The following is a 25,619-nucleotide window of genomic DNA, read 5'->3' as shown; positions in this document are numbered from 1 at the left end:
TCGGTTCGATTCGTGCTTCGTCGGGTTGCGATGCACGACCGGTCTGCGACCGGTCGAACGTTGCCGATTCAATCACCGATACCGCCTCTTCCGTCAGTTGCCGGGAGTTGGCGGCACCCCGGCGGCTGGGAACTCCTGTCCCCGCTGGCAATGGGGGCGCGGTGCCTGCGGGTCGGGTTCGCGACTGCGGGTGTCTGACCAGCCGCCGGGGTGCCATAACCAACGAAACCGCAGCTCAAGCGGGTAAACCACACGGCGCAACTGTGATCTTGGGGGAGGGTGTCTCCCTGTTCAACGGGGAGAACTTGCTCCATACTGAAAGAGTCGTATGGTCCGTTCAGAATCGTCTGAAGGGGGACTGCCATGCCGTCAGCCACGGTCAGCGTGCGCAGCAAGCAGCGTGAGCTTTCAGCTCAGCTTCGCGCAAAGTCTAGGACGTGGGCGGAGATCGCGGCAGTATTGTCCGACCGGTACCACGTCAACATGCGCACCGCACTTCGCCTGGCGCACGGCTGGAGCCAGCGCGAGGCCGCCGAGCGATGGAGTCTGCGTTGGCCAGCCGAACCGAAGACTGACAAGGCTTTCTCGTACTGGGAGCTGTGGCCCGCCGCGACAGGGCACGCTCCGCCGTTGGACGTGCTCTGCCGACTGGCGGAACTCTACGAATGCAGGGTGGCTGACCTGCTTGCGGACGTCGCTGACCATCGGTCTGCCGACTCCGCTCATCAGGGCAGAGCGCAGCTTGCAGAGATCGAGCGTCCAGCGACTTCGCTGGAGGACGTCGTCGCACGGTTGGGTGCAGCCGACGTTCACGAACTGGCCAAGATGGCGACGACCTGGGCGAATGGCGATGGTTCCGGAGTGAATCGGCGGTCGTTGTTGCTCAAAATTAGCGCCGCGCTGTCGTTGGCGTCTATTAGCCCGGTTCTTACGGAAGAAACGTCGGCTGCCGCGGAGACGGGGGAACGGAACACGCAGAGCGATGACGTCTCCGGAATCTGGCACAGTCGCTACGTCTACCCGAGCAGCGGCCGGGGCAAGGAGTTCGTCGGCGAGCACTATGTCGTTCTGCGTCAACGCGACAACCGGCTCATCGGCGAGAGCCTGCCGCATTCGACAGGTTCGCGTCTGAGGCTGGAACTGGCGCTGGACAAGGCTGTGGCAACCGGCACGTGGCGCGAGCAGACATCGCCAGGCGGCTACTACCAAGGAGCCACTTACCACGGAACCCTGCAATTGGTGATAAACCCCTCCAATCAGCGGATGAGCGGAATGTGGTTAGGTTTCGGACGCGATTTTACGATTAATTCAGGTGAGTGGCAGCTGACCTGGTGCAGTTCCGACACATCCAAACAGGCTCAACGGAGCTACCACGAAACGGTTTGATCAGCACACTACCGCCACGATGACGCTCCCCGGAGCGAACTCGCCGGCTTCGGCTCGCGCGAAGATTCCGTACATCATCTTCGCCTCGTACACCCAGTCCAGCGCCGCGCCATGACGCTGGGCGAAGTCGGCGATGAATGAGTCCAGATCCGGTGTCCGCCTGGCGTAGCCGCCGAAGTGGAAGCGGGTGTCGACCGACCAGTTGCGCGTCTCGGTGTCGAAGGCATCGCGCTGAAACCGCCGCACTTCATCTCCGAGGAAGTCTCCGCCCCTCAGTACGCTGAACCCGATCGCTTGCTGCTCTGGATGGAGGCGCGCGGCGATCCCCGCCAGGGTGCAACCGGTTCCGGAAGCACAGCAGATGGTGTCGAAGTCGTCGGCCATTTCATCGACGAGTTCGGCACATCCCCGTGCGGCCAGGCCGTTGCTGCCGCCCTCCGGCAGCACATAGCTGGGGCCGAGCTGGCCTATGAGGCGGTCCAGCACCTCTGGGTCGGTCTTGTGCCGGTAAGTCGTTCGGTCCAGGTATACGAGCCGCATGCCCATGCTTGTGGCGTAGGACAAGGACTCGTTCAACGGCAGGTGCTCCTCGCCCCGAACTACGCCGACGGTGCTGAACCCGAAGTGCCGACCCGCCACGGCCGTTGCGCGCAAGTGGTTTGAGTACGCGCCGCCGAAAGTCAAGAGCTGTTTATGGCCTTGGGCGAGCGCCTCTTCGACGTTGAACTTCAGCTTGCGCCACTTGTTCCCGGGTACGTCAGGATGGATCAGGTCGTCGCGCTTGAGCAGGAGCCGGATGCCGTTCAGGTTCAGACGGTCGTCCTGCAGTTCGACGACGGGCGATGGCAGGCGGAGCGGACTGCCGTTCAGCTCGAAGGGACGTTGAGTCGCCACGGACTCGACCTTACGCAGCAATGCGGGTCGCTGGTGCGAATTAACCCGGTCCGAAATATCGGGCAACCCTGACAATCAGGTGGGTTTCGGAAGCCGTCTTGCCGCGGCTGGGACGATGCGATGGCAGTTCAGTCGAAGGATGGTGGAGTGGGCCGGGTCGGACTCGAACCGACGGCCAAGAGATTATGAGTCTCCTGCTCTAACCAACTGAGCTACCGGCCCCGTCAAAGCGGCTTTGGCAGAAGTGAGCCGCCTTGGAGCGCCTAAGCTATCACGGTGATTCTGCGAGGTCGGCCGCTGCTTCGAGCGCCGTCAGACACCCCTTGGCAGCCGGCGAGGGTGCCGCGAGGAGAGGCTTCAGCGTTCGCCGGCTGAAGCGCCTGAGCCACCGCGCACCAGCTCGTCCGGATGCCTGGTCACTCAGCGTTGCGTACGCGATTCAAACGGGTGAACTGTAGCTGTTTGTATCCATTTGCATACGCCCCGGGCATACCTTGGAATATCCGCAGATCGCCGGTAGTGCAGGTGCGGGTCGGATGGGTGGGCTCCGGGGAGGGGGCGAACCGATGGCTGAGGACGGCCGCGGGAACTTTTCCGCGGCATTGAGCTGCGCGGAATTCCGCGCAATGTGGGCGGCCGAAGCGTTGTCGGTCGCCGGTGACCAGCTTGCCCGGGTTGCGTTGGCGCTGGTGGTCTTCGACCGCACCAGCTCAGCTTCGCTGACTGCGTTGACCTATGCCTTGACGTTCGCGCCGTCCGTGCTCGGCGGTTTCTTCCTGTCCGGGCTAGCCGATCGGTACCCGCGCCGCGCGGTGATTGTGGCGACTGACGTGGTTCGAGGCGGCCTGGCGATCGCGATGGCACTGCCGGGGCTGCCGCTGCCTGCGATGTGGTGCCTGGTCGGCGTGCTGACTCTTGTTGGCGCACCGTTCAAGGGGGCGCAGCTCGCGCTGCTTCCGGACGTTCTTCCCGCGGATCTCCTCCAGGCGGGACTCGGCTTGCGCCAGGTCACGATGCAGATCGCCCAGGTCGCCGGTTTCGGCCTGGGCGGACTTCTGGTGCCGCTGCTCGGAGCCGGATCGGTGCTCGCGATCAACGGCGGAACGTTCCTGCTCAGCGCCGGGATCGTGTTCGTCGGTGTCCGGCCACGTCCTGCGGCGCGGCAGGCGTCCTCCGCTGAGCCGTCGGCAGCGTCGGTTGCAAACCCGCGCTACGCCGCTCAGCTTGTCGCCCCGGTGATCCTCATTTCGATGATCGGCCTGCTGGAAGTGCCTGAAGGCGTTGCCGCGCCGTTCGCGAAAACGGCGGGTGCTGCGTCGTTCGCGGTCGGCCTGCTGATGGCGGCGAATCCAGTGGGCAGCGCTATCGGCGGCTGGTGGGCCGGGAGAAGCAGATCGATCGCTTCGCCGTCGACGGTGCTCATTCCGGCGGTCGCCGCAGGGTTGCCCTTGACGGCGGCGATGGTGTCGTCGTTGCCGGTTGCCGCTCTGTCGTGGGCAGTGTCCGGCGCTTTGTCGACGTACTACTTGGTTCGGCTGCAGCCCGTTGTCCTGGCGATTGTTCCCGACAACCGCCGAGGAACGGTCATGGGGCGGTTGAGCACCTGCATCATCACGTCGCAAGGTGTGGCCATCGTGGTCGCGGGTGTTGTGGCTGACCGAATCGGGCCGGCATCCACCGTGGCGGCGTCTGGTGCTCTTGCGTCCGCTGTGGCTCTTGGTGCTGCTTTTGTCTGGACGCGAACCCGCCCGCGGCAGGAGAGAGCCGCCGAGGACGAGCCCGCGCCGCCAGCCCGACGACGTTCACCAGTCTTTGTTGCGCATGCGAGCCCTCCAGGGATATCCGGCGGCGGGAAGGACCGCAGCTAGGAACACGGATTCACAACCGCGGACCTCCCCTTGGGAACGGAAGCGAGATCAGTATGAATCGAGCCACCGGCTCAGGACACCCCCGTGGGGGACACGGGGTGAGAAGCTGGTCAATCTGGTCACTCTCTGCGAGCGTTCTTGCCTTCGTGCTGCTCGTTGAGGCAGCCGCAATCGCCGTCGTTGTTTGCGCGACCGTATCGGCCCGAGTGACGCCGGACGACCTCCTCCGATGTCTGCTCGTGATTGGTCTCGGAGTGGCGGCAGCCGAGATGGCTCGTCAAGTCGAGCGCCGCCGTCGCCGTTTCGCCGACACGCCCCACGTGAACTTTTCCTCGGTATGGACGCTTGCCGCGGCGCTCATCCTTCCGGCACCTCTTGCTGCAGTCGTCGTGGGTGCGCTCTACGCGCATCTGTGGTTCCGCAGTTGGCGGGGCGTTGAGGGGGTCTACGCCTATCGGACGGTATTCAGCGTGTGCAACGTGATCCTGTCTTGCCAAGTGGCGGCTTGGTGCGGCCGCGCGGCGGGCGTGATCCCGATCGGCCACGACCGGAGCCTGTGGACCGGGCTCGGCGTCGTGGCGGTCGTCGCGACGTACTTCGTGGTCAACTCAGCGATCGTCGGGTCCGTTATCGCATTGTCCACAGCGACCTGGTCGCCGAAGCATCTGATCGGCCGCCTGAACGAAAACCTCCTCGAACTGGCAACTCTGTGCATGGGAGTCGTGGCTGCCCTGTTGATCGGGCAGCTTCCCGGGCTGCTCGTAATGGTGTTCGTCCCGCTCTATGCACTGCACCGCAGCGCGCTCGTCCGGCAGTTTGAGCAGGCTGCGCGGACGGATCCCAAAACCGGGCTCCTCAACATTGCCACCTGGCGAGCACTTGCAGAAGCCGAGTTCGCCCGCGCCCGCAGGCTGGGCATCACCTTCGGCATCGTGCTGATCGACGTCGACCGTCTCGGGAAAGTGAATGACGCTCACGGTCGCGCTGTGGGTGACGAGGCCCTTCGCTCGGCGAGTGCCGCGTTGCGTTCCGTCGTTCGGAGCGATGACTTGTGCGGGCATCTCGGCAGTGACGAGTTTGTAGTGATGCTGCCGGGCAGCGATGCGGAATCCGTAGTCGCCGTGGCTCAACGCATTCGAGAACGTGTGGCGTCCGCAGAAGTTGAGCGGACGCGCGGCAAGCACGTGGAGATCACTGTCTCCATTGGAGCAGCTGCGTTCCCCACAGCCGGACCTGAGCTGAACGATGTCATGTTCGCTGCGGACAACGCGGTCTTCGCGGCGAAGAACGCCGGCCGGAATCAGGTCAAGGTCAGCGGCGCGATGTAGATCAAGCTGGATCTGGCTTCGGGCGGTTTGCCGCCCAGCTGGCCAAAGGCCTCAGCATGCTGAGCAGTTCCCGTCCGTCCGGCGTGAGGTCGTACCAGACTCGTGCTGTGCCGACCTTGGCATCATCTTCCTCCCGTCGGATGACTACGTGGTTCTTCTCCAACCGTTTGAGGGTGTCGGTCAGCACGCGCGGGCTGATCGGAGTCCGCTGTCCGGCGATCGCGCGGTTCACTTCGTTCCTCAACTCGCTGAAGTGCAGTTCGCCTACCACAAGCGCGGTGATGACGGGGATCGTCCATTGCCCGATCAGCAGGGATAACACGTCATGGAGCGCTTGCCCGTATGACGTGCCTTCGTCGTTGTCCACATCAGCTGAATACCTGATGTGGACAACCGGTCGCCACCGTTTCCTCCCGATCGCGCGTTCTGTGGACTGAATGGGTGAACATGCGCGTGGTGAGTCCAAACTCAGCTGGTCGTTACCTTGCGCTCACTCGAGGTCGGCGGGCTAGACCGGGGTGGTACCCGGGGAACGGAGCCGGGGACGGAAGCAGCGAGACGTCTGGTCTCGCCGGGCCGATGGCCAGGCGTCTCGCCCCATTCTTCGGTGGACGGGGAACACCTGCCGGCCCACCGTTCCGGCGCAAAGGGGCAGCGCGTTGGCAACGCGAATCTCGGAAGTGTCAAGCGGCGGAGCCCTTCCTGCTGGCTGCAGTCCGCCTGTCACACCGGTAAATCGCCAGGTCGAGAGCGATCGGCACAAAACGAGCACAAAACCAGCACAGGATCAGCGCCATTTTGTCCTCGTTCGAGCCCGCCGCGCACAGCAACGGTGGTTCACAGTAGGAGCACGTGCAGGTAGCGAGAGCAACGCAAAAGCATGGCTGGAGGCACTGCGATGACGCTTTTTCCTGTATTAGGAGGCCCTCGTGACGTCCGTTCTGCCGTGGGTGACTGGGGGAGCAGGTCTGGTCCTCGGGCCGTTGTCGGTCGCAGTTTCGGAGCGAGTGACCGGCCCGCTCCCGTTCAGGTCGGCTCGGGCCCGCGTCGCCGCGGTGCTGGCGATCTCAGTGGCCATCGGCGGCCTGTACTGCGTCGGCTGGCTGAAGTTCGGTGCGACCTCGGTGCTGGTGACGTGGTGCTGGGCTTGCTTGCTCGGAATCAGTCTGGCGTTGGCGGACTTGTCGTATCGTCGGCTGCCCTTTGCTCTGGTAACGACGATGGGTGCTGGCGGATTAGTCACCTTTGTTGCCGCCGCGATCGTTCGCGGCGAATGGAGTCGGCTCGTGCTCGCGTGCGGCTCGGCCGCTGTCGTGTTCGTAGCGGCTTCCGCTGTCCAGGTCCTGTTGCCGCGGCACACGGGTGGCGGCGACACAGCGCTCTACGGTGTCCTCGCGTTGTACCTAGGGTGGTTCGGATGGGCTGGACTCATCCGTGGGCTGGCCGTAGCGAGTTGCCTCACGGCGATCGTCGGGCTCGTTGTCGCAGCGCACTCGAGGAACTGGAAGACGCGCTTCCCCGCTGGGCCGTCGCTGCTGGCAGGTGCGCTCGCCGGCCTTCTCATCGCGTGACGGCGTGAACGAGCAAGCCGTGGCTGCGGCCAAGGAACTGGAGGGACTTGGAATGCTGACTGGAAGCGGTGGCGGACGGCGTCGCGTTCTCGCCCTGATGGGCGTCTTGGCAGGCACCGTGGTCCTGACGGGTTGTGGCGGAGGCACTGAGAAGCCGTCCTCGCCGTCTCCCAACTTGTCTGCTCCTTCTCCTGAGCGGCCTGCGCAGAGTTCCTCACCGTCGACCGATCGAGAAGCGGTCAAGCTGGCGTACACCGAGTTCTGGCCCCGTTCGTTGCGCGTCGGCCAAGGCTCGCAGGATTCGTGGCGGTCCGCGCTTGCCGAAATCGCTGCGGATCCGCAGCTGACGACGACCTTGGACGCGATGCAGCGGCAGAAGGCAGCAGGCGTTACCACTTATGGCGAGGTCACCGTGCGAATCTCTTCGATCGATGTGTCCGGTTCGACCGCGAAGGTGGTAGATTGCCAGGACGCTTCGCACGCGGGCCAGGCGGATGCCCGGACGGGAGCGAAGAAGACAGTTGGCGTGGCACGGATGCCGGTTCACGCGCAGCTGGTTCGAGATGCAGCCGCCGGGACGTGGAAGGTCTCCAAGACCGAGTTTCCGGGCGGTGAGTGCTGATGCGCACTCGTTGCTGTCTTGCCACGATTACGGTGTCCGCCGCGGTCGTAGGTGGGCTGTCGTTGGTCAATCCGGTCACTGCTGTGGCAGATGGTGGTGACGACGGGCAGGTGATCGTCACTCCGTCCGACCCACTTGGCAGGTACGCGCCGCCTGGCGTGGACATGCGCGTGCTGGATCAGCGAGGCGAAGCTCCGGCTCACCGCGGTCCACCACCTGCAGCGGGGCCGCCCGGCCAACATGCTGGAACACCGAACCAGTCTGTCAGACCGAGCGGGCTGCCTCCCGGCTGCTTCATCGGCGGATTCGGCGTGGGCGGCCGTACGGGCGGACCGATGGGGAGCGCCTTCGGGATGCGCTGCATGCCCTCGCTGCCTGCGGCTCCAGCTCCAGCTGCAGCGCCCGCTCCTCCGCCACTGCCCACGCCAGCGGAATTGGCTGCGCAGGCGTTCGAACAGTTGCGGTTGCCGCTGCCGGTACCTCGGTACTCGCCGAATGTTCGGCTTCCGGACGGCCGGAACGCCACGATCGTCGGCGAGAACACCTGGATCTGGACGGAACGCAGCGCCTGGACCACCGCGGTCAGGAAAGTTCAAGTCGGACCGGTGTGGGCGCAGGTAACCGCGGTTCCGCAGCGCATGACCTTCGACTCCGGTGCCGGTGGTACGGCCTCGTGCAGCGGGCCAGGAACTCCGTACAGCCGTTCTGCTGGCCTTCACACAGCTAGCCCGGACTGTGGGTTCGTCTACTCGGTGTCTTCGTACGGGCTGCCGTCCGATCAGGTGCGAGCGGAATGGTCGATCGCGTGGTCGGTGCAGTGGACTGGCTCCGACGGTACGACCGCTGTCGGGGGCGAGTTCCCCGAGATGTTGTCCCGCACTTCGGCCACGTATTCCGTTGCCGAGATACAAGCCCTGCGTACAGGAATTAGCTAGCGCCAGCGCTATTTGAATCTGATAAAGGGCGCGAAGAGAATAATAATCTTCATTTAATGGGGAGGGAGTGCCCCGGTGAGCACTGCTGTGTCAAATTCCCGGCTGCGTGCGGACCGCAACGGGGCGGGAGGCCGCAATGACGCGGCCGAAGTACCGCGAATTCCGCGACGGCGGCGTTGGTGGCTATTGAGTGCTGCCGTCGTGTCGGTCGCGACGGCCGGCTACGGCAACTACGCCTTGCTTACGGCTCAGGACGAGCGGGTCGACGTGCTGGTCCTGAGCCGTAACGTGGGCTGGGGACAGGCGATTGCCGACGCGGACCTCGGAATAGCCAAAGCAGTCCCGGATCAGCCGCTTGCTTCCGTCCCGGCCAGCGACCGGGCGCAGGTGGTCGGCCGATTCGCGCGCTCGACCTTGCCTGCGGGCACCGTCCTCGCCCCAGCGCAGATCGTCGATCAGCCGGTACCAGGACCGGGCGAGCAATTGATCGGGTTGTCGGTGAAGCCGGGGCATCTTCCCGCTCGTGGCTTGGGCGCAGGAGACCTCGTGCAGGTCAGTCCTGTTTCGGGAGGCATTGGAGCAACTGCGCAGCAGGCGCAGGCCGGTGTGCCGTTTCGGGCGCGGGTGCTCGGGGTCGGGCCTCCGGACTCGTCCGGTGCGGTGACGGTCGACGTCGTCGTGGGTGCTGACGCCGCAGCTGCTGCGTCCAATGCGGCGGCGGGATCGGTTGTTGTCGCTCAACTCGGTCCGGGTGCGTGACGCGCCGAGGTCGTCGTCGGAAGGAATGAAGGAAATGGCAATGATCACGATCATCTCCGGCAAAGGCGCGCCGGGAGCCACCACAACCCTGGCCGCGTTGGCAGCAACGTGGCCAGCACCCGTGGTGTTGGCCGACTGCGACCCAGACGGCGGTGACCTTGCGCGAGGATGGTTCGGACAATGGTTGCTCGCCGGTCAAGTCCGCGCGGACGTAGGAGTGCTCTCGCATGCAACAGCGACGCGGCACGCGACGGCCGGCGATCCGACTGCCCTCATTGATCACGTCCAGGCGGTTCCGCCGGTTCAGCACGTCGGATTGCTTGCCGGTCTGAGTGCACCCGGGCAACGCGCGGCGGTGGGACCGGAGGGGTGGACGCGTCTGACGGTCGCGCTTGCGGCATTCAAGACGCGGACAGGACGTCCTGCGGATGCCCTCGTTGACGTCGGCCGTTTCGGCGCGGCAACACCGTGGCCGTTGGTACAGGCGGCCGACCTGGTGCTGGTCGCAGTGCGGCCGACACAACGGCATGTGCTTGCAGCCCGCCCGTTGCTGGAAGAACTGGCCGGACGCGTTGCGCCGGAGAAGCTCGCCCTGGCTGTGTGTGTCACTACTCAGCCCGCGACGAGGGAGGTCCGGGCGGCACTCGGCCACGAGGTGGCTGTGGGCATTCCCGAGGATACGAAGACTGCGGCAGTTCTTTCCGACGGCCATGGTGCGGGCGCACTGCCGCACCGTTCAGCGTTGCTTCGTGCGGTGTTTCCTGTCGCGCGTCGCCTCCACGGCACCTATCACCGTTACACGCCCGCCGAGATCCGGACCTTGGACCCGCGCCCCGTTTCGCTGCCGCTCATCGGAGGCACCCAATGACCTTGCCCGCAAACGGATACTCCACGGCTGGAGGCATCGCTGACTACCGGCTTCCTTCTGGCGGCGAAGTCCCTCTTCACGCGATCTCTCCCGCCGCGGTTCCAGCGCCGCCGAATACTGTTGCTGCCGAGGAGGTACCGCCGAAAATTGTGCGTGAGCTCCGTGAATCGGTCGCAGCACGGCTCGAGCGCGACGAGGCTCACCGCCAAAAAACCCTGTCCCAGTCGGAACAGCTGGCGCGAATGCGTGCGTACACGGCGGAGGAGGTCAGTGAATGGGTGCGTCAGCGTGCTCATGCCGGGCAACCACCGCTGACCGTCGAGGCCGAACGCCGGTTGTTCCGGTCGGTGGTGGCCGCGCTGTCGGGCCTGGGCACGCTGGAAGAGCTGCTGTGCCGAGAGGACGTCGAGAACATCCATGTGCACGGGTGCGACCGTGTGCTTCTGGAGCTTGCCGACGGAACGATCGAGCCGTGGCCGCACTCGGTCGCCGACACCGATGCCGAGCTGGTGGAGATGCTCGCCGCGATGTTCGCCCGCCAAGGGCAGACTTCCCGGGAGTTCAACGCTGGACAGCCGCTGGGGAATTTGCGCATCGGAGCTGGCGGGCCGCTGGGTGCCCGAGTCGCGGCAGTGATGGAGGTGTCGGACCGGCCGCGGGTCGCGATCCGCCGGCACCGTCTCGTCGACGTCCGCCTGGACAACCTGGTCGCTAACGGGACGCTCACTCCACTCCTCGCGGCGTTTCTGCGAGCTGCCGTTCGCGCGGGGTGCAACCTGATCGTTTCCGGGGGACCTGCGGCGGGCAAGACCACGCTGCTTCGGGCGCTGTGCACCGAGATTCCGGATTCCGAGCATGTCGTCACGGTGGAAGAAGAGTACGAACTCGGCCTGCATCTGGGACCGCGTCTGCTGGTTACCCCGCTGGAGGCACGACCGCCGAACGCGGAGGGAATCGGCGAGGTCACCCTGGACGACTTGCTCAAGCAGACGCTGCGGCACTCGCCGAGCCGGGTGATCGTCGGAGAGGTTCGCGGCGGCGAGGTCACGGCGATGCTGCGCGCACTGGGCAACGGTGCTGCGGGCGGTATGTGCACACTGCACGCGATCAGCGCGCTGGCGGTGTTCGACCGGATCGGTGCGCTCGGCCAACTGGCCAGTCCGCCGCTGGCGATCGATGCTGCGCATCAGTGGACCGCGTCCGCCATCGACCTGATCGTGCATGTCACGCGCGAGGATCACCGCCGCACAGCTGGTCGGATGCGGTTCGTGTCGGAAGTGATTGAGGTCGGTCCGGTCGGTGATGCCGGTCGTCCCGACGTCACCCGGGTCTTCGTCCCAGCACCGGAGGACGGGCATGCGGTTCCGGAGTATGTCCCGAGCCCCGCCCTGCTGGACCGCTTGGAGCGACACGGATTCGACAGCCGGCAGTTCAGCGCGGCGGGGACAGTTTTGGAGAGTCGGCGATGACGACCGTGTGGCCATTCGTATTCGGTGCCGCGGCAGCGGGCGCGGTCCTCTGCTCCGGTGCGGCGTTCCTCTGGAAGCCTCCGGCCGGAGCAGCCTCGACGACCTCGCCGCGGTGGAAGCACCTCGACAGGGTGCCGCTGCGGACGGTTCTCATCGCCGGTGCTGTCGGCGCGGCCGTGTGGTGGGCCACCGGGTGGCCGGTTGCCGCGCTCCTGGGAGCTGCCGCAGCCGTGGCGGTGCCCGTTCTCGTCACCGGTGACGGCGAGCAACAGCTGATTGTGCGATTGGATGCCTTGGCTGCCTGGGTGCGGCGAGTGGCCGATCTCCTCGGATCCGGTGCCGGAGGTCTGGAACAGGCAATCATCGGCTCGGCCCGCACGGCTCCGGAACCGTTGGCTGTCGAGATCGAGACCCTGGCGGTTCGCCTCCGTACGCGCAGTTTGGAGTCGGCGTTGCGCGCGTTCGCTGACCAGGTCGGCGACGAAGCGGCGGACGAGGTTGCGCTGACTCTGATTCTTCGCGCTCGGACCGGCGGGCGCGGGCTCGTCGAGATCCTCGCCGCGACCGCCACTGCGCTCGAGCGAGAAGCGGCGGCGCGTCGCGATGTCGAGGCTGATCGGGCGAAACCGCGCACCGACGTCCACGTGATCCTCGGCATCACCGCGGTGTTACTAGCCGGGCTGTTCGCGTTTGCCCGTGAGTTCCTTGCGCCGTTCGACGACCTGCTCGGCCAGGTCGTGATGGCGGGCATCGGCGTACTGCTCGGCGCAGCCTGTTGGTGGATGCACATGCTGACCCGGACTCGCCGCCCTGCCCGGCTACTCGGGCTCGAATCTCGCACACCTGCGTCAGCACGGAGGCGCGGCCCTTCGGTTGTTCACGGTGGAGCGGAACAATGAGCGCCGGATTCGTTGCCGCGACCTTGGGGTCTCTCGTCGGGGTCGCCGTTCTGCTCGCCGTTCTCGCATGGCTGCGCCCGGCCCCCGTCAACGTTGCCGCTGCGATCGCAGAGCTGGACGACCGTGCTCGCCGTGACAACAGCACGCTGCCGATCAATAGCCGGGCACGCTGGGTTCGGCGGCTCGCGAGCAGTTCTGCGCGGTCGTCGAGTCGCTGGTGGGGAATCCCTGCCCACGACCTCGATGTGCTCGACCTGACCGCCGAACGCTTCATCACCCGGCGGATGGTCTGGGCTGGCGGTGCTGCTGCGGCTTCCGGGGTGTTCTGCCTGTTCTGCGAACTGCTGGGCCTCGGACTGCCTCTGTCTGTGGCACTGGCTGCCGTGGCGGTCGCCGCGGCAGCCGGGTCGGCGGTTCCCGTGTTCGCCGTTCAGGAGGATGCCGCCCGGGCGCGCGAAGAGTTCCGCCACGCGACGGCGGCGTACCTCGACCTCGTGGCGCAGGAACGGGCAACCGGACGAGCCCCTGGCCAGGCTTTGGACGAGGCGGCTGCAGTCGGCGACTCGTGGGCGTTCGCCCGAATCCGACGGTCCCTCAACCACGCAGTGCATGCCGGCACGACGGCCTGGGACGCGTTGGCGTCTCTCGGACAGCGGATGAGCGTGCCCGAACTGGAAGACCTGGCGAGCATCGTCGCCACCGCGGCCGACGGTGCTGCCGTCTACCGGACGCTCCTGGCGAAGTCCGCTGCTTTGCGTACCGCGGCATTGTCGGCCGGCAAGGCCGACGCGAACGCTCGCTCCCAGCGCCTTGCTCTGCCGGTCGCGCTGCTGTTGGCCGCGTTCCTCCTGCTGGTCCTGTATCCAGCTGCGGTCCGCCTCATTCTCGGCAGCCCCTAGCCAAAGCGCGCCGGGAGCCCTTGTAACACAGCAGTTTCCACCTACTTCCGAGGAGCAGTATCAATGTCCAGGGAGCAATTCATCGCAGGAGCGGTGCGAGCGCGGGCGATGCTTGCGCTGATCGTGGTCAAGTCCGTATTCGCGCTGGTCTTTGTCGTCGAGCAGCAGTGGGCACGTGCGCGTGCGTCGGGGGATCGCGGTTCTGAGTCCGTGGAGAAGGCGGTACTCGTTGCTATCGGTTTGGCCATCGCGCTGGGGCTTGCGGTCGCGATCCGGGCCGCCGTCCAGAAATACCAGGCGCAGATCAACTAGGTCGGCAGACCATCGGGGAGGGAACATCATGACCAACCACGACAACGCCGAATTCTCGGACTCCCGCCGCAGTGGCGGTCCGGAATTCGTCCTGCTGAACCCGGACTCGCCCGGACTCCGGCTACGGCTGGAGATGGTTCGTGCGTTCGCCTCAGGCCGCGCCAGTGGGCTAGCGGTAACGGGTGTGCTGCTTGTCGTCGTCGGCATCACTGTGGGCGCAAACTCGCTGTGGCTCGCGGTCGTCGGGGTCATTTTCTTCGGTTCCGGCGTGGTCTGCGGGCTTGAGAATCTCGCGTGCTACACCACGGGCGAGTGCGGCTACCTGGGGAACAGCCGCCGCGGAGCGGCGCGGCCGGGAGAGTTCTGCTATCGGACACGCGATTTCGAGACCATGGGGGCACGAGCCAATGGGATCGCCGTCCGCGTCTTCGAGGCTGCTGAGTACATTGCCGCAGCACCAGCACGCACCTGGCCCGACCCAGAAGTCCCTACCGCGGCGCATCGACTTGCGTGGGAGATTCTGCACTGCCTGGACCAGACCCGCTCAGCGCGGGGCACCTGTGTCCGGCTTGGCGCGCATCCACGGCATTCGGAAGTCGCGCGGTCGATGGCACGTGCCCTCGTCGACGTCGACCGGAAACTGGACCAGGCTGCCCGATCCCTGGGCGGAGTTGCGCTGCTGGGAAAAGAGTGGAACCGAAAGCTCCGCGGCATCGAGAGTGCGCACCAAGCAGAACTTGAACTGGGGTCGTTGCACAACATCCCGGTCGATGAGGTGGAAAGTACTGCCGAATCCCTGCTGGAGCGGACCTTTTACCAAGTCACTGCAGCTCGTGATCTGACTTGTGCCGGATCTTTTCCCTGGGAAGGGGCGCTCCCTGCGCAACTCTCGGAACAGTCGAATGTGGAAGGTGCAATTCGATGAACCCGACAGACGACGAGATCGCGCGGCGGGTCGAGGAGAACGACCGGCCGCTCACTGCCAAGCGGGCAGACATCGCGACGCGGGTCGCCGAACTTGCCCAACGGCGTGCCGAGGCTGTCCGGCAACTGTCCGAGGTGGATGACAAGTTGGCGTCGGCCCTGGCTGAGTCCCGGGGAATCATCAGCATCGACGAGTTGGCCGAGTTCACCGATGTCCCCGGCGACAGCCTCGCCCGTTGGCAAGGGGCAGAAAAGCCCGTTCGTGCGAGGCGGAAGAGGTCCACCGGCCGAACGAATCGACCGCGGAACCCAGGCTCGCCTGCGCCGGAGTCCGAGCCTGCGCGAGCGCAGGGCTTGCCCGATGCCCCGGCGGTCAAGGCACTACAGCTGAACGGGGCGGAGGTTCCCCGATGAACACGGAGTCGGCAAGGATCAGCGAGAGCGTGCTGCCCCGGGATGCCGGGGCAGAGACAGTTGGTCTGGCCATTCTGTTCCCCTTGGTGCTCCTTTTGATTCTTGCTGCGGTGCAAGGCGGCTTGTGGTGGCACGCGCATTCCGTCGTCTCGCAGGCCGCGCAGACCGGAGCCGATGCCGGCCGTCCAGTCGGCGCGACTGGACGAGACGCTGCCGAGGCCGCACGCTCGTTCGTCGACCGCGCCGGACACGGCATGCTGACGGCCCCACAGGTCGACGGTTCGATGTCCCCGCAGGTCGTTCAGGTTGACGTATCCGGAACGGCGATACGTCTCGTCCCGATCCCGGGTCTGGACTTGCGCGTCACCGCGACCGCCCGAGTGGTGAAGGAGCGTTTCACCGTCCCGTCCGATGGCGGCGGATCATGAACACCGCGGACTGTGGCACGCTCGACTCACCTCGCTGCGGAGGTGACGAAGGGTCGGTGAGCGTCGAAGTCGCCGTGCTCCTGCTGGTCGTCGTCGCGGTTGGCTTGCTGATCGTTGCTGGAGCGAGAGTCGGCTCGGCCCAGCAAGCCGTTGACGACGCGGCCACTGCTGCAGCGAGGGCGGCCTCGATCGCCCGCGGCTCCGCCGCCGAATCTGCGGGAGAGAACGCGGCCCGCGCGCGGCTGCGCAGTGCAGGCGTCGCCTGTGCCGACGTCAGCGTGGTAGTGGAGGTGACTTCGATGGCCCCTGGACACGTAGGAACAACTCGAGCGCGCGTCGCCTGCAGCGTTCGGCTCAGTGATCTCGCTCTTCCGCTGCCGGTCGGTGCTCGCATCGTTACCAGCACCTTCGGTAGCCCTGTGGATCCATACCGAGGTATTCAATGACCAGCCGGAAGTCGCTCCACGACGCTGGGTCGACGAGTGTGCTCATCGCGGTCCTGGTGCCCGCGCTGCTGCTCGTCCTGGCGTTGGTGGTCGACGGCTCCGCTCGGTTGCGCGCGATCGCCCGGGCAGACGCGCTCGCTGCCGAGGCCGCGCGAGCCGCGAACACCGCTGTGGACACCCGTGGTGCGCGCGTCGCCGTCGACAGTGCCGCGGCAGCTAGCGCAGCAGCTGCGTATCTCGCACACAGCGGGCACGCCGGCCAGGTCACTGTCACCGGGCCGCGGGCAGTGCAGGTGGTGGTCACCGTCGCTGAACCCGCTCCGATCGGGCTGCTCGGCAGCACGATCGCGGCAACCGGCAGCGCTCGGGCGGAACTCGGTGTCGGCACTCGTGACGGTGGCCTGCCGTGACTGCCCTGCGGCTGCGCGGAGCGGCCGCGGCGACCGCGCTGCTGGCCGTCGTCGCCGGGGTTCCTGTAGGGCTCGTCGAACTCAATGCCAGCCCTGCCCGCTTGCTGCCTCGGGAGGCGCTCGGACAGGTTCCGCTCGCACAGTTGCCAGAGCGACTCTGGACAGCCGTGCGGTGGGCGTGGCTCACCGGCGACCTGGTGGCCTGGCTGTTGGTCGCCGTGGCCTGGAGCGGTTGGCTGGTACTGACCGTCGCCATCGCGGCTGAGTCGATCCGCCAGATCCGATACGGCATACATGGCGTTTCCGATCAGGTGTACCGCTTGCCGCTGTTTCGGTGGATCTCCGGCCTTGTCGCGGCCGCACTCCTGACGCTCTCCGGCAGCACGATGTCTGCCGCAGCGGCTCTGGCGGCGCCTGTCGCTGCAACCGCGCCCCCTCATCCCGGACCCTCGCCCGACGGCGCGACAGCTCACGGGACTTCGCCTGCGGCCACAGCAACAGAAGGATCGGCCGTTCCGTACGTCGTCGCACACGGCGACACCCTGTGGGGCCTGGCTGCGCGCCATCTGGGCTACGGTGCCCGCTACCACGAAATCGCTCAGCTCAATCCCGTGCTCCTGTCGGCAAACCCCGACCTGCTCGAACCCGGGTGGCGATTGTGGTTACCGGCCGACGCGGTAAACCTTCCGGCACCGCCGGAGACAACCGCGGATGGCCGCGTGGTGGAAGTACGACCTGGCGACACGCTCTCGCAGATCGCGGAACGCGAACTCGGCGACTCAACCGCATGGCCCGCCATTGCCGCTTTGAACTTCAACCGCATCCAGCCCGATGGGAGGACCTTCCGTCACCCCGACCACGTGATGCCCGGCTGGACTCTCGTTCTGCCGGAACTGCACACTCCGGCGGACACGCCCGGCCAGCCGACTCCGTCGAAGACTGTCCCCGCACCAGTTAGACCACCAATCCTCGCCAACCCGCCTACGCTCCAGCCGGACGAGCACCGTGCGCCCGACCACGAAGCCTCCGCAGACGGGATCTCGCTGCCTACCGGAGGCTTCGTTGGTCTCGGTCTTGCGGCCTTGATCACGATCGCAGCGACCGTCGTGCGCCTCAACAGGCGCCGCCGCTACCGGCCCGGTGCGCATGAACCGCCCGACCCGACGAGCCAGCCGGTCGTGCGCGCTTTGCGAGTTGCCATCGACGCCGCGCCACCTGGCGAGACCGTTCGCGGGAAACCGGCTGACGTCGCGGTCCGGGAACGCGCACTCGCCACCGCACGAAAAGCGATCCGAACCGATGGAACGACCGTCGTGGGCGTCCGCGACGGCCAGGCGATCGCGCTTGACCTCGCCCGCACCCGAGGACTCGGATTGACTGGCCCCGGCGCAGCGGCGGCAGCACGGGCGTTGACCACGGCGCTGCTTGCCCAATCGAGCTGCGACGACGGCGCGCTCCAGATCGTTGCGTCCGCCGCCGGCGCACGGCACCTGTTCGACAACGCCCTGCCGGATCGTCTACCTGCTCAACTATGCATCGTCGACTCGGCCTCAGATGCGCTGGATGTCATGGAAACGCAATTACTCACGCGTTCCCATCGGCTCCACGCGCAACACAGCAACTATCCCGCCGCACTGTGCCTTCTGGTCGCTGAATCACTCCGGGACACCGACCGGCGAATCCGCGCCGTGCTTGAGAGTGGTGCGCATTTGGGCCTGGCGGGCCTGCTCCTCGGATCGTGGCCGGGCGGTGCCACCGTGCACGTGAGCGGCGACGGCACGGTGGAGACGTCCAATCCCGCCACGCACGACCTGGCTGGCACGAGGCTCTTCACGCTCCCCTCCGCCGACGCCCACCACCTCCTTGCATTACTGGAGGCTGCGCAGTCGAAACCCGACGAGCGACACACGCAACGTCCCGCTGCAGCCCAGATGCCGGGCGACGCCGCGGCCAAACAGCCCGAGCGGTTCGTGCGTGAGTACGAGTTCATTCCGTCGGAACTGCAGCGTGGTGCCGAACTCGGTACGACAGCCGACAAAACTGTCGCTGCCCCTGCGCGCGACGAGCCCGAACCAGACAGCGCTCCTTCGCCCAACCCGACACCGGCCTCGAGCGGTGACAAGTCCTTGCACTTGTTCGTGCTCGGCCGGCTCCGTCTCACCTGCGGTGTTCTTGACGACCGCGACATCATTGACACGTTCACTCCGAAGCAGCAGGAATTTCTTACATACCTAGCACTGCATCCCGACGGCTGCCGCCGCGACACGGTGAACGTTGCGCTCTGGCCGGACGCTCCGCGCACACGCCCCTACAACAGCTTTCATGCCTCGTTGTCGCAGATGCGGCGCGCACTCCGGGAAGCAACAGGCGGCGACCTCAACGACATCATCGTGCGGCGAGGCAGCCGTTACGGCCTCGACCCAGCGACCATGACGGTTGACCTCTGGCAGTTGTATGACGAACTGGCTGTTGGCCGCCGACACGACCGGCCCGCTGATGCCGCTGGCGCTTTGCGGCGAGCCACGGAGCTGTACCGAGGGGACATTGCCGAGGACAGTCTCTCCGAGTGGCTTGTCGGTCCTCGCGAAGCGTTGCGCCGCGAGGTCCTCGACGCATTCAGCTTGCTCGTCCGCACGACCAGAACCGACGACGCGGAAGGAGCACTCGCGCTCCTGGAACGAGCCCGAGCACTCGACCCGTACAATGAAGCCATCTACCGCGATCTCATGCGCCTGCAAACACAACTCGGCCAGCACGACAGTATTCTCCGTACGCTGCAACTGCTCAGAACATCGTTGGTCGACATTGACCAAGAGGTCGATGACGATACAATCAGCTTGGCAAACGAGCTGGTCCGGACGGGTTTCCCGCAACGCGGCCGGCGGGCGAGCTAGCAACCGGTCGTCCCATGCGCTCCCAGCTGCGGCGGTGGCGTTCTGGCAACCTGCCGACTCTGACCTGTTTTTATTGATGCTGCCGAAATTTGCCGAGTTCAAATGGTAAACTTTCTCTACCGCCGAATGGTATTCCTATCCGCGGTCCTTTCTGCTTTCCCGCTAGAGCGGAACCCCCTTGACCGAATGAAGTGCAAGGTCGGCGTCCCGCTAACCTTGCCGATGCGACGCCCGACTCGGTGTCCGGCTGGCATCTGAACAGTCATTTTGGGCGTGTGGTTGCCTTTCGGTTTTGGGACTGCGTGGCCGCCGTGGGGTGACGGCGAGCTCTGTCTGCTCGCCGTCATCCCACGGTTCCTCGCGCGCGGGCTGGCGATCCCGCCCCGCGTCTCCCCGCGGCCGCCACCTGTGTCTGTAGGCTGTGCCGGCTCTCGAATATTTAGTCCATTGTGGACAGATGTCGGCTAGTGACTACGGATGTTCCGTTCTTGAACCGTGCGGATAGTGTCACCCTGTCGGAGTATTGTATTGTCGTTGTAACGTCGTATGGTTGATGTAACACGGCAGGGACGAAAGATTTAGAGCCAGCCGAGTTTCTGGCCAGTGGCCCCCGGATAGCGGGACGACGCAAGGGAATTCCCTGTACTGGCCAGAGTCAACTACAGAGCGGATGCCTCACGTGCCGACGTGGCTAGGCGGGGAAGGCGGAGACTGCTAGCGCGGTCCCATCCACGGGACCGAATGCCGCGCTTACGCGCCCGTCGCCAGTGTCAGCGAGTCGGTACGTTCTCAATCCAGCCAGCGGGCGCGCAGAGCGCCCACCCCGTGAGGGGGACTGTGTGAGTCATCCGCACCCGTGCGCACGGGTGGATACCGGCGCACTTCATAGCCACGCACCCGCGACGATATCCGTGCGGCCTATGTCCTCAGTGGACGCACGGACAACCCTGGCGAGTCTGCCGGACACAGTGCCGCGCCACTCGCCAGCGGGACGCTAGCGACTGCTCCCCGGGCAAGGGAGGGCTAGCAGGGAACGCAACGGGGGCGCACGGCGCCGGTTCCGTGAGAGGGAGCCACCTAACTGACAGGGTTGCGCGCGCACGAAAGCGCGCCCGGCGGAAACGCGGCACAGCGTCCGCCGCCGCCAATGTGCGACTGAAGCGCGTGCGCTTCCCTGTCCGCTAGGGAAAGGAACACGAGCATGCCGCTGGTCTACATGTTCGACGCGCGCGAAGTAACGGGATTTCACCGGTTCCTCGGGATCTTCCGGCGCGTGCCGGAAGCGTTCGCGCAGTGGCTGATAACCCGGCCCGGTTGCCGCTGGGCGCACCTCGACTACGCACCACACGAGCAGGGCTTGTGCGACGGCATGCGCGTCTGCAGGCGTTGCGCGAAGTGCGGGCTCGCCTGCTAGCGCAGCTTTGCTGTGTCGGGAAGTTGCTAATCCGCGGAATGCGAAGCAAGGGAAGTGATGACTATGGAGTCGGTCAAGGTCAACGTGTTCACGGTCGGAATGCCGCGTGACTGGGAAGAAACGATCACGTTCGCGAACCGCAACGCGTACCTGTGGGGATTTGAGGACGGATGCCGCCGTACCGGCGGACAGCCGCCTGTGCCGATCCCGGACGGTTTCGCGTTCGCGTGGCTGGAGTACAACCGGCGAAACGCTAGTTCGCGTATGGCAATTCAGGATGCCTTCGCCGTGTGGTGCCACACCGAGACGCTGCCCGGCCTGTCCGCTATGGAACGTGGAAGGAAGGCCCAATGAAGATCACCATTGATGTGCACAGTGCGAGCTACGCGCCGTGGCAGGAGGGCGACGACGAGCGCGATCGCATCGACGAATGCACGGAGTCATACACGTTCGACAACGCGCGGGAATGCGCCGATTGGCTGGAGCGCGAGGGCTTCGGCGAACCGTCCGAGTCGGGGCCGTACCGGCGGCACACCTGGCTGTCCGAACTGGACCCGCGCGAAACTCCGGAAGGCGTGCTGACTGAGCGCAGTGCGCATGTAGAAGGAGAGGCTCCGGAGTTCAACCCGCGACTCTGGGCCGCGATCGTTGCGGTTGTGTCGCGCCGGTGGACTCGCTACGCGGGTCCGTACTACGTGGAACACGTGAACGCCTTCGGAGCGAGGGTGTGACGCGGTGCCCCTTGCACCGAGTCGGTTTGGTCACGGCCGTCCGGAAGGACGTGGCCACGCCAACTAGGGCGAGCAAGGGAGGACAACATGTCCAAGGAAACTCTTACGTGGCTCAACACCAACACACTGGTGGGGTTCACCGACAAACGCGGCAAGGCGTGGCACTACCGTGCATCCGAACAAGGCGCGGAACCTAACCACTACGCGGGCGCGATTCCCGTCGAGGACGTGAACCGGCGACTGTTCTACTGGGACGCGGTCAAGGGAACTGCGATGGTTACGTTCGACAAGCCTCGCACCGAGCACGCTTCGGCGGGCCTGTTCTACTGGACTGGCAGTGACGGGGCCGCAGCCGTGACTTACGAGGACGGCGGCGGCATGACGCTGGCTGCCGACGGCAGGCGCTTCCCGGTCGGACGCGCCGACACCGGTGCAATATTCGGCTACTTCGCAGATGGTTACGAAATCCACCAGTACCGCGACTGGCTGGTGTCCAACGTCGCCACGATCCTTGACGACGAATTGCAAATCGGATCCGCGGGCCTGCTCAAAGGCGGTGCCCAAGCGTGGGTTTCAGTTGAGGTGCCGGAGAACATCACCACGCCCGAGGGCGTCGAGTTCCGGCCGAATCTGCTGGCCTGCACGTCGCTGGATGGATCGCTTGCCACGACATACAAGCGCACCGTGACCGTGGTCGTGTGCGACAACACCCTCGCTGCGGGCCTGCACGAGCAGGGGCAGCAGATCAAGATCAAGCACAGCAAGTACAGCAAGAAGCGCATGACTGAGGTCCGCGATGCACTCGCGATCGTGCACACCGTTGCCGACGACTTCGCAGCGGAGGTCAAGACGTTGTGCGAGACCGACGTCAGCGAGAAAGCATGGCGCGCGTTCTTGGACGCACACGCGCCGATCGAGGGCAAGAGCAAGCGCAGCATGACGCTGGCGTCGGCGGAGCGCGCTGAACTGTCGCGATTGTGGAACTTCGACCACCGAGTCGCTCCGTGGAAGAACACGGCGTATGGCGTGGTCCAGGCGGTCAACACCTACACCCATCACGCCCAGCCAGTTCGGGGTGCATCGCGTCCGGAACGGAACATGGTCCGCGCGGTCACGGGCGGCGTGGACAAGCTGGACGCGCAAACCGTCGCCACGCTTGACATGGTGCTCGCGTCGCTGTCCTGATCCCGTGCGATCACGGTGCCGGACGAGATCTGCTCGCCCGGACGCCGTGGCCGACACGGAATGTCGGCCTGTCCCATGACAACCCGGGAGAGGCAATGACTGAGACAATCGAGAAATCCGCAACAGCTGTGGTCACCACCAACGGCGCTGACCTTGTCGGCATGCTGGCCGACTTGGCGCGGACCACGAGCACCGACAAGACGTTGCCGATGCTCGGACTTATCCGGCTGCACACCGAACTCGGCTTCTTGCACGGTTGGTCCACCGACAGGTTCCGCGCCGCGCACGCTGTGGTGCGAATCGACGGCGAATTCCCCGGAACGGTGTTCCTTGAGGCAGCAGCTGTCAAAGCGTTGGAATCGATGCTCCGTCGCGCGGGACAAACGCGACTCAAGGTCGAGGGCGACTCGATGACGGTCACCGACTTCGCTGCAACGCACACAGTCCAGCTCGTCGACCACTACACCTACCCCGACCTGCCCAACGCCTGCAAAGGCATTCTCCCGGCAGGCACCGCGCCCGGTGCGATCAACGGCGCGCATCTCGCGGACTTCGCCGCAATTGCCAAGCGACGGGGTGGCCGCGGACGTCCGGAATACATCGAGCTCCGGCAGGAAGACGAACACCGGCCGACGCATGTGCGCATCGGCAAGGATTACCGGGCATGGGTGATGCCGGTGCGCGACCAGGTCAACGACGACGCTTGGTTGCCGCAGGCGTGGTGATTCGTGCTTGAACAAAAGGAGTATCCGATGAACCCAGACAAGACGCTTGCCGAGATCCGCGACCTGCTCGCCTACATCGGCGACCTTGAGACCAGGTCCCAGGAGCTGGACACCGGCAAGGAATCAGCAGACCTGTTCGAGGCCGCTGATGACCAGCGTGTCGCTCTGGCGGACAAGTTCGTAGCCCTGGACAAATGGTTGAGCGATGGCGGTCGTCTTCCGGCCGTATGGGCGCGACCGGGCGGCGGCGAGTTCAGGCGTGGCACTCATGCGTGGCCCGGCGACCAACACCCGAGCCAGTGATGGATAAGGGAACGCAAGTTCGCGACGTCAACCAGTTGACGACTGAGATAGCCGAAAAGCTAGGCGACAGCTGGTCGAGCAGGCCCGGCTACCACGCGGACAACCACGACGCGCTCCTTGTCGGCCGGGCCGACGAACTGATCCAGGTCCGGCACGGCGGGTGGCAAGCCCGCTATCACGGCCGACTCGTCCTGCGTGGCACCTTCGCAGCCGAGCTGAGGCAGTTTCAGCCGGACCCGAGTGCCCGCTACACGATCACGGTGTCTCCGACCAGTTCCGCTAACCGCATCGCGGAGGAGATCACCCGCCGGTTGCTGCCCGAGTACCGGGAGGCGATTCGCCGAGTGTGCGGCCGCGGCGCTGAGGCGGAGGAGCTGCGGCACCGCCGAGATCGGTTGATGGCACAGCTCGTGCATGTGCTGGACGGCGAAATCGTCGAGCGACGCGGCGAGCCGGTCGTGATCTTCGGTCCCTGCGGATCAGGGAGGGTTCAAGCCCACGACGACGAGACCGTCGAGTTGCGCATTCACCTTCGAGACGCCGACGCGTTGACCTTCGCGCGACGGGTCGGCACGAACACAGGAGGCTCTGATGTCTGAATCCGACGTGGTGATGGTGTGCACCGTCTGCCGGAACGTCCTGGATATCGAATGGAGCGACAAGGGCGCACGCTACATCCACACGCGTGTTGACGCCGCCGAGGACCTTGACCACGCCCCGGTGCCCATCGACGCGCCGCCCGGATTCCGCGGCGGCCGGTGCGACTTCTGCTCCGACGGCATCCCGGCGTTTGTTCTGCCGGTCCGGGACTTCGTGTACCCCGACGACCGCAGCCAGGGCAGCAGAGGTGACTGGGCGGCCTGCCCAGCGTGCGCGACGCTGATCTCCCGGAACAAATGGCTCAAGGTGATCGAACGCGTGGCCGCAACCCATCGCCGGCGAACGGGTAGCTCCTTGCCGCCCGAAGCGCGGGCGCAGATCCGCATCCGCTACCGCGCGCTCCGGAAGAACATCACCGGGCCGCTAAGGGAGATCCCGCCGCTTCGGTAAGCAGGCAGCGAGTAGCGAACTTGAGTCCAGCGGACCGGCTTCCATGAGGCTGGCGAACACGGCCAGTCAAAGCAGCTTGGCCCAGGTTGGGACCATCGAGACGAGTCCGCCCGCCTGTAGCGCGCCACCTTGTAACAGGCATGCAACCTGGTAGCGTGCACGCTACAGCGTGGTTGCCGACGGAGCAGACGACGCAACCGGACTGCGGCTACGACCGGCGGCCACGTCCGGCCTGTTGTTCGTCTGAACTGCGGCATCCGGCGGACGGAAAATCAGTTGGTACCGGCAAGCGCGGGAAGGTGGCCACGGATGCCTGATTCGACGGATGATGCCCGTACTGACTCGTCTTTGCTGGACGAGCTGAAGGGCGTTGCCGAGGCGCTGGCAACTGCTGAGGACGACGTCCGCAAAGCCATCCGCGCCAAGGAAGCTGCCGACCTGGCGCACAGCGAGGCGCTGAGCAAGGCGAACGAGCTGCGGGAACAGCGGCGAAAGTTGGTCTGTGACGCGAAGGCTGCCGACCCGGAGCTGACGACTCGCAAGATCGGTGCGGTCGCTCAGCTTAGCGCAGCGTCGGTCAGCCGAATCCTTCTCGCGGACAAAGGCGACTGACTGTGATGATCACGGTTGCGTGGGTGAGTGGCACCGCAGCTGTCTCGGGTCTTAAGCTCCGCGTGGCGGCGCGGCCATACCCCGCAGGTTCAAGGAAGCCGCGTTCTGTCCGGTCCAAATTATGCGGTCTTTCGCTGATGGCTGTACTGAGGTTCACCCCGGGTAGTGGACACCGAGTTAGCAGGATCAGTCGTCCTGCTGAAAGGATGTCCTCATGCCTCCTCGCAAGCGCCGGTCGTACACGGCTGAGTACAAGGTCGAGGCTGCTCATCG

General features: G+C 65.5%; 28 protein-coding genes and 1 tRNA gene. 26 read left to right on the top strand and 3 right to left on the bottom strand.

Annotated elements, in window-relative coordinates; translation table 11 throughout:
* The first annotated feature begins 363 nt into the window (after positions 1-363).
* Positions 364-1,386 carry a hypothetical protein gene (locus tag PUT80_RS23920; protein ID WP_275293523.1) on the top strand — a complete coding sequence of 341 codons (1,023 nt, stop codon included), beginning with the start codon at positions 364-366 and terminating at the stop codon, positions 1,384-1,386.
* Here PUT80_RS23920 and PUT80_RS23915 read toward each other — a convergent pair whose 3' ends face one another.
* Both PUT80_RS23915 and PUT80_RS23910 read right to left on the bottom strand, forming a co-directional pair.
* The gene (locus tag PUT80_RS23915; RefSeq protein WP_275293522.1) at positions 1,387-2,280 is read right to left on the bottom strand and encodes a pyridoxal-phosphate dependent enzyme; all 894 of its coding nucleotides are present in this window, start codon (positions 2,278-2,280) and stop codon (positions 1,387-1,389) included.
* Positions 2,281-2,428: 148 nt separating this feature from the next.
* Positions 2,429-2,502, bottom strand: a tRNA-Ile gene (locus tag PUT80_RS23910).
* Positions 2,503-2,846: 344 nt separating this feature from the next.
* On the opposite strand from PUT80_RS23910, the gene PUT80_RS23905 reads away from it, so the two are divergent.
* Together PUT80_RS23905 and PUT80_RS23900 are read left to right on the top strand one after the other, a co-directional pair.
* A complete protein-coding gene (locus PUT80_RS23905) occupies positions 2,847-4,148 on the top strand; it encodes an MFS transporter (protein ID WP_275293521.1) in 1,302 nt (433 codons plus the stop codon).
* A 146-nt stretch (positions 4,149-4,294) separates the two neighbouring features.
* Complete coding sequence (locus PUT80_RS23900) at positions 4,295-5,476, top strand: GGDEF domain-containing protein (protein WP_275293520.1); 1,182 nt, start codon at positions 4,295-4,297, stop codon at positions 5,474-5,476.
* Position 5,477: 1 nt separating this feature from the next.
* Here PUT80_RS23900 and PUT80_RS23895 read toward each other — a convergent pair whose 3' ends face one another.
* Positions 5,478-5,843 (bottom strand): helix-turn-helix domain-containing protein, encoded by a 366-nt coding sequence (locus PUT80_RS23895; RefSeq protein ID WP_275293519.1) that lies wholly within the window; start codon positions 5,841-5,843, stop codon positions 5,478-5,480.
* Between the two features lie 562 nt (positions 5,844-6,405).
* Between PUT80_RS23895 and PUT80_RS23890 the strand changes: the two genes are divergently transcribed.
* From PUT80_RS23890 to PUT80_RS23780, 23 genes are all read left to right on the top strand, one after another.
* Positions 6,406-7,047 carry a methyltransferase gene (locus PUT80_RS23890; RefSeq protein ID WP_275293518.1) on the top strand — a complete coding sequence of 214 codons (642 nt, stop codon included), beginning with the start codon at positions 6,406-6,408 and terminating at the stop codon, positions 7,045-7,047.
* 4 nt (positions 7,048-7,051) lie between these two features.
* Positions 7,052-7,669 (top strand): hypothetical protein, encoded by a 618-nt coding sequence (locus PUT80_RS23885; protein ID WP_275293517.1) that lies wholly within the window; start codon positions 7,052-7,054, stop codon positions 7,667-7,669.
* A gap of 1,010 nt (positions 7,670-8,679) precedes the next feature.
* Positions 8,680-9,363, top strand: coding sequence for an SAF domain-containing protein (locus PUT80_RS23880; RefSeq protein WP_275293516.1), 684 nt, complete (start codon positions 8,680-8,682; stop codon positions 9,361-9,363).
* A gap of 40 nt (positions 9,364-9,403) precedes the next feature.
* Positions 9,404-10,231, top strand: a complete 828-nt coding sequence (locus PUT80_RS23875; RefSeq protein ID WP_275293515.1) for a hypothetical protein — start codon at positions 9,404-9,406, stop codon at positions 10,229-10,231.
* Entirely contained in the window at positions 10,228-11,700 is a 1,473-nt protein-coding gene (locus tag PUT80_RS23870; RefSeq protein ID WP_275293514.1) for an ATPase, T2SS/T4P/T4SS family, read from the top strand. The genes PUT80_RS23875 and PUT80_RS23870 overlap by 4 nt, the downstream gene beginning before the upstream one ends.
* 131 nt (positions 11,701-11,831) lie before the next feature.
* Complete coding sequence (locus PUT80_RS23865; protein ID WP_275293513.1) at positions 11,832-12,599, top strand: type II secretion system F family protein; 768 nt, start codon at positions 11,832-11,834, stop codon at positions 12,597-12,599.
* Positions 12,596-13,498 (top strand): type II secretion system F family protein, encoded by a 903-nt coding sequence (locus PUT80_RS23860; protein WP_275293512.1) that lies wholly within the window; start codon positions 12,596-12,598, stop codon positions 13,496-13,498. The genes PUT80_RS23865 and PUT80_RS23860 overlap by 4 nt, the downstream gene beginning before the upstream one ends.
* A 63-nt stretch (positions 13,499-13,561) precedes the next feature.
* Positions 13,562-13,810, top strand: a complete 249-nt coding sequence (locus tag PUT80_RS23855; protein WP_275293511.1) for a hypothetical protein — start codon at positions 13,562-13,564, stop codon at positions 13,808-13,810.
* 28 nt (positions 13,811-13,838) lie between these two features.
* The gene (locus PUT80_RS23850; RefSeq protein ID WP_275293510.1) at positions 13,839-14,735 is read left to right on the top strand and encodes a hypothetical protein; all 897 of its coding nucleotides are present in this window, start codon (positions 13,839-13,841) and stop codon (positions 14,733-14,735) included.
* On the top strand, positions 14,732-15,148 hold the full coding sequence (locus PUT80_RS23845) for a hypothetical protein (protein ID WP_275293509.1): 417 nt from the start codon (positions 14,732-14,734) through the stop codon (positions 15,146-15,148). The genes PUT80_RS23850 and PUT80_RS23845 overlap by 4 nt, the downstream gene beginning before the upstream one ends.
* The gene (locus PUT80_RS23840; protein ID WP_275293508.1) at positions 15,145-15,576 is read left to right on the top strand and encodes a TadE/TadG family type IV pilus assembly protein; all 432 of its coding nucleotides are present in this window, start codon (positions 15,145-15,147) and stop codon (positions 15,574-15,576) included. The genes PUT80_RS23845 and PUT80_RS23840 overlap by 4 nt, the downstream gene beginning before the upstream one ends.
* Positions 15,573-16,022, top strand: coding sequence for a TadE/TadG family type IV pilus assembly protein (locus tag PUT80_RS23835; protein WP_275293507.1), 450 nt, complete (start codon positions 15,573-15,575; stop codon positions 16,020-16,022). The genes PUT80_RS23840 and PUT80_RS23835 overlap by 4 nt, the downstream gene beginning before the upstream one ends.
* A complete protein-coding gene (locus PUT80_RS23830; protein ID WP_275293506.1) occupies positions 16,019-16,432 on the top strand; it encodes a hypothetical protein in 414 nt (137 codons plus the stop codon). The genes PUT80_RS23835 and PUT80_RS23830 overlap by 4 nt, the downstream gene beginning before the upstream one ends.
* On the top strand, positions 16,429-19,326 hold the full coding sequence (locus PUT80_RS23825; RefSeq protein WP_275293505.1) for a BTAD domain-containing putative transcriptional regulator: 2,898 nt from the start codon (positions 16,429-16,431) through the stop codon (positions 19,324-19,326). The genes PUT80_RS23830 and PUT80_RS23825 overlap by 4 nt, the downstream gene beginning before the upstream one ends.
* A 1,201-nt stretch (positions 19,327-20,527) precedes the next feature.
* Positions 20,528-20,740 carry a hypothetical protein gene (locus tag PUT80_RS23820; protein ID WP_275293504.1) on the top strand — a complete coding sequence of 71 codons (213 nt, stop codon included), beginning with the start codon at positions 20,528-20,530 and terminating at the stop codon, positions 20,738-20,740.
* Between the two features lie 63 nt (positions 20,741-20,803).
* Positions 20,804-21,094 carry a hypothetical protein gene (locus PUT80_RS23815; protein ID WP_275293503.1) on the top strand — a complete coding sequence of 97 codons (291 nt, stop codon included), beginning with the start codon at positions 20,804-20,806 and terminating at the stop codon, positions 21,092-21,094.
* Positions 21,091-21,471, top strand: coding sequence for a hypothetical protein (locus PUT80_RS23810; protein ID WP_275293502.1), 381 nt, complete (start codon positions 21,091-21,093; stop codon positions 21,469-21,471). Before PUT80_RS23815 ends, PUT80_RS23810 begins: the two co-directional genes overlap by 4 nt.
* 87 nt (positions 21,472-21,558) lie before the next feature.
* On the top strand, positions 21,559-22,656 hold the full coding sequence (locus PUT80_RS23805; RefSeq protein WP_275293501.1) for a DUF932 domain-containing protein: 1,098 nt from the start codon (positions 21,559-21,561) through the stop codon (positions 22,654-22,656).
* Positions 22,657-22,784: 128 nt separating this feature from the next.
* The gene (locus PUT80_RS23800; protein ID WP_275293500.1) at positions 22,785-23,381 is read left to right on the top strand and encodes a hypothetical protein; all 597 of its coding nucleotides are present in this window, start codon (positions 22,785-22,787) and stop codon (positions 23,379-23,381) included.
* A gap of 27 nt (positions 23,382-23,408) precedes the next feature.
* Positions 23,409-23,684 (top strand): hypothetical protein, encoded by a 276-nt coding sequence (locus tag PUT80_RS23795; RefSeq protein WP_275293499.1) that lies wholly within the window; start codon positions 23,409-23,411, stop codon positions 23,682-23,684.
* Positions 23,654-24,283 carry a hypothetical protein gene (locus PUT80_RS23790; RefSeq protein WP_275293498.1) on the top strand — a complete coding sequence of 210 codons (630 nt, stop codon included), beginning with the start codon at positions 23,654-23,656 and terminating at the stop codon, positions 24,281-24,283. Before PUT80_RS23795 ends, PUT80_RS23790 begins: the two co-directional genes overlap by 31 nt.
* Entirely contained in the window at positions 24,276-24,734 is a 459-nt protein-coding gene (locus tag PUT80_RS23785; protein WP_275293497.1) for a hypothetical protein, read from the top strand. Before PUT80_RS23790 ends, PUT80_RS23785 begins: the two co-directional genes overlap by 8 nt.
* 309 nt (positions 24,735-25,043) lie before the next feature.
* Complete coding sequence (locus tag PUT80_RS23780) at positions 25,044-25,346, top strand: hypothetical protein (RefSeq protein WP_275293496.1); 303 nt, start codon at positions 25,044-25,046, stop codon at positions 25,344-25,346.
* Positions 25,347-25,619 lie beyond the last annotated feature (273 nt).

It is taken from the genome of Amycolatopsis sp. La24 (assembly GCF_029087445.1).
Lineage (GTDB): Bacteria > Actinomycetota > Actinomycetes > Mycobacteriales > Pseudonocardiaceae > Amycolatopsis > Amycolatopsis nivea.
This window is presented reverse-complemented; position numbering and strand designations above follow the sequence as displayed.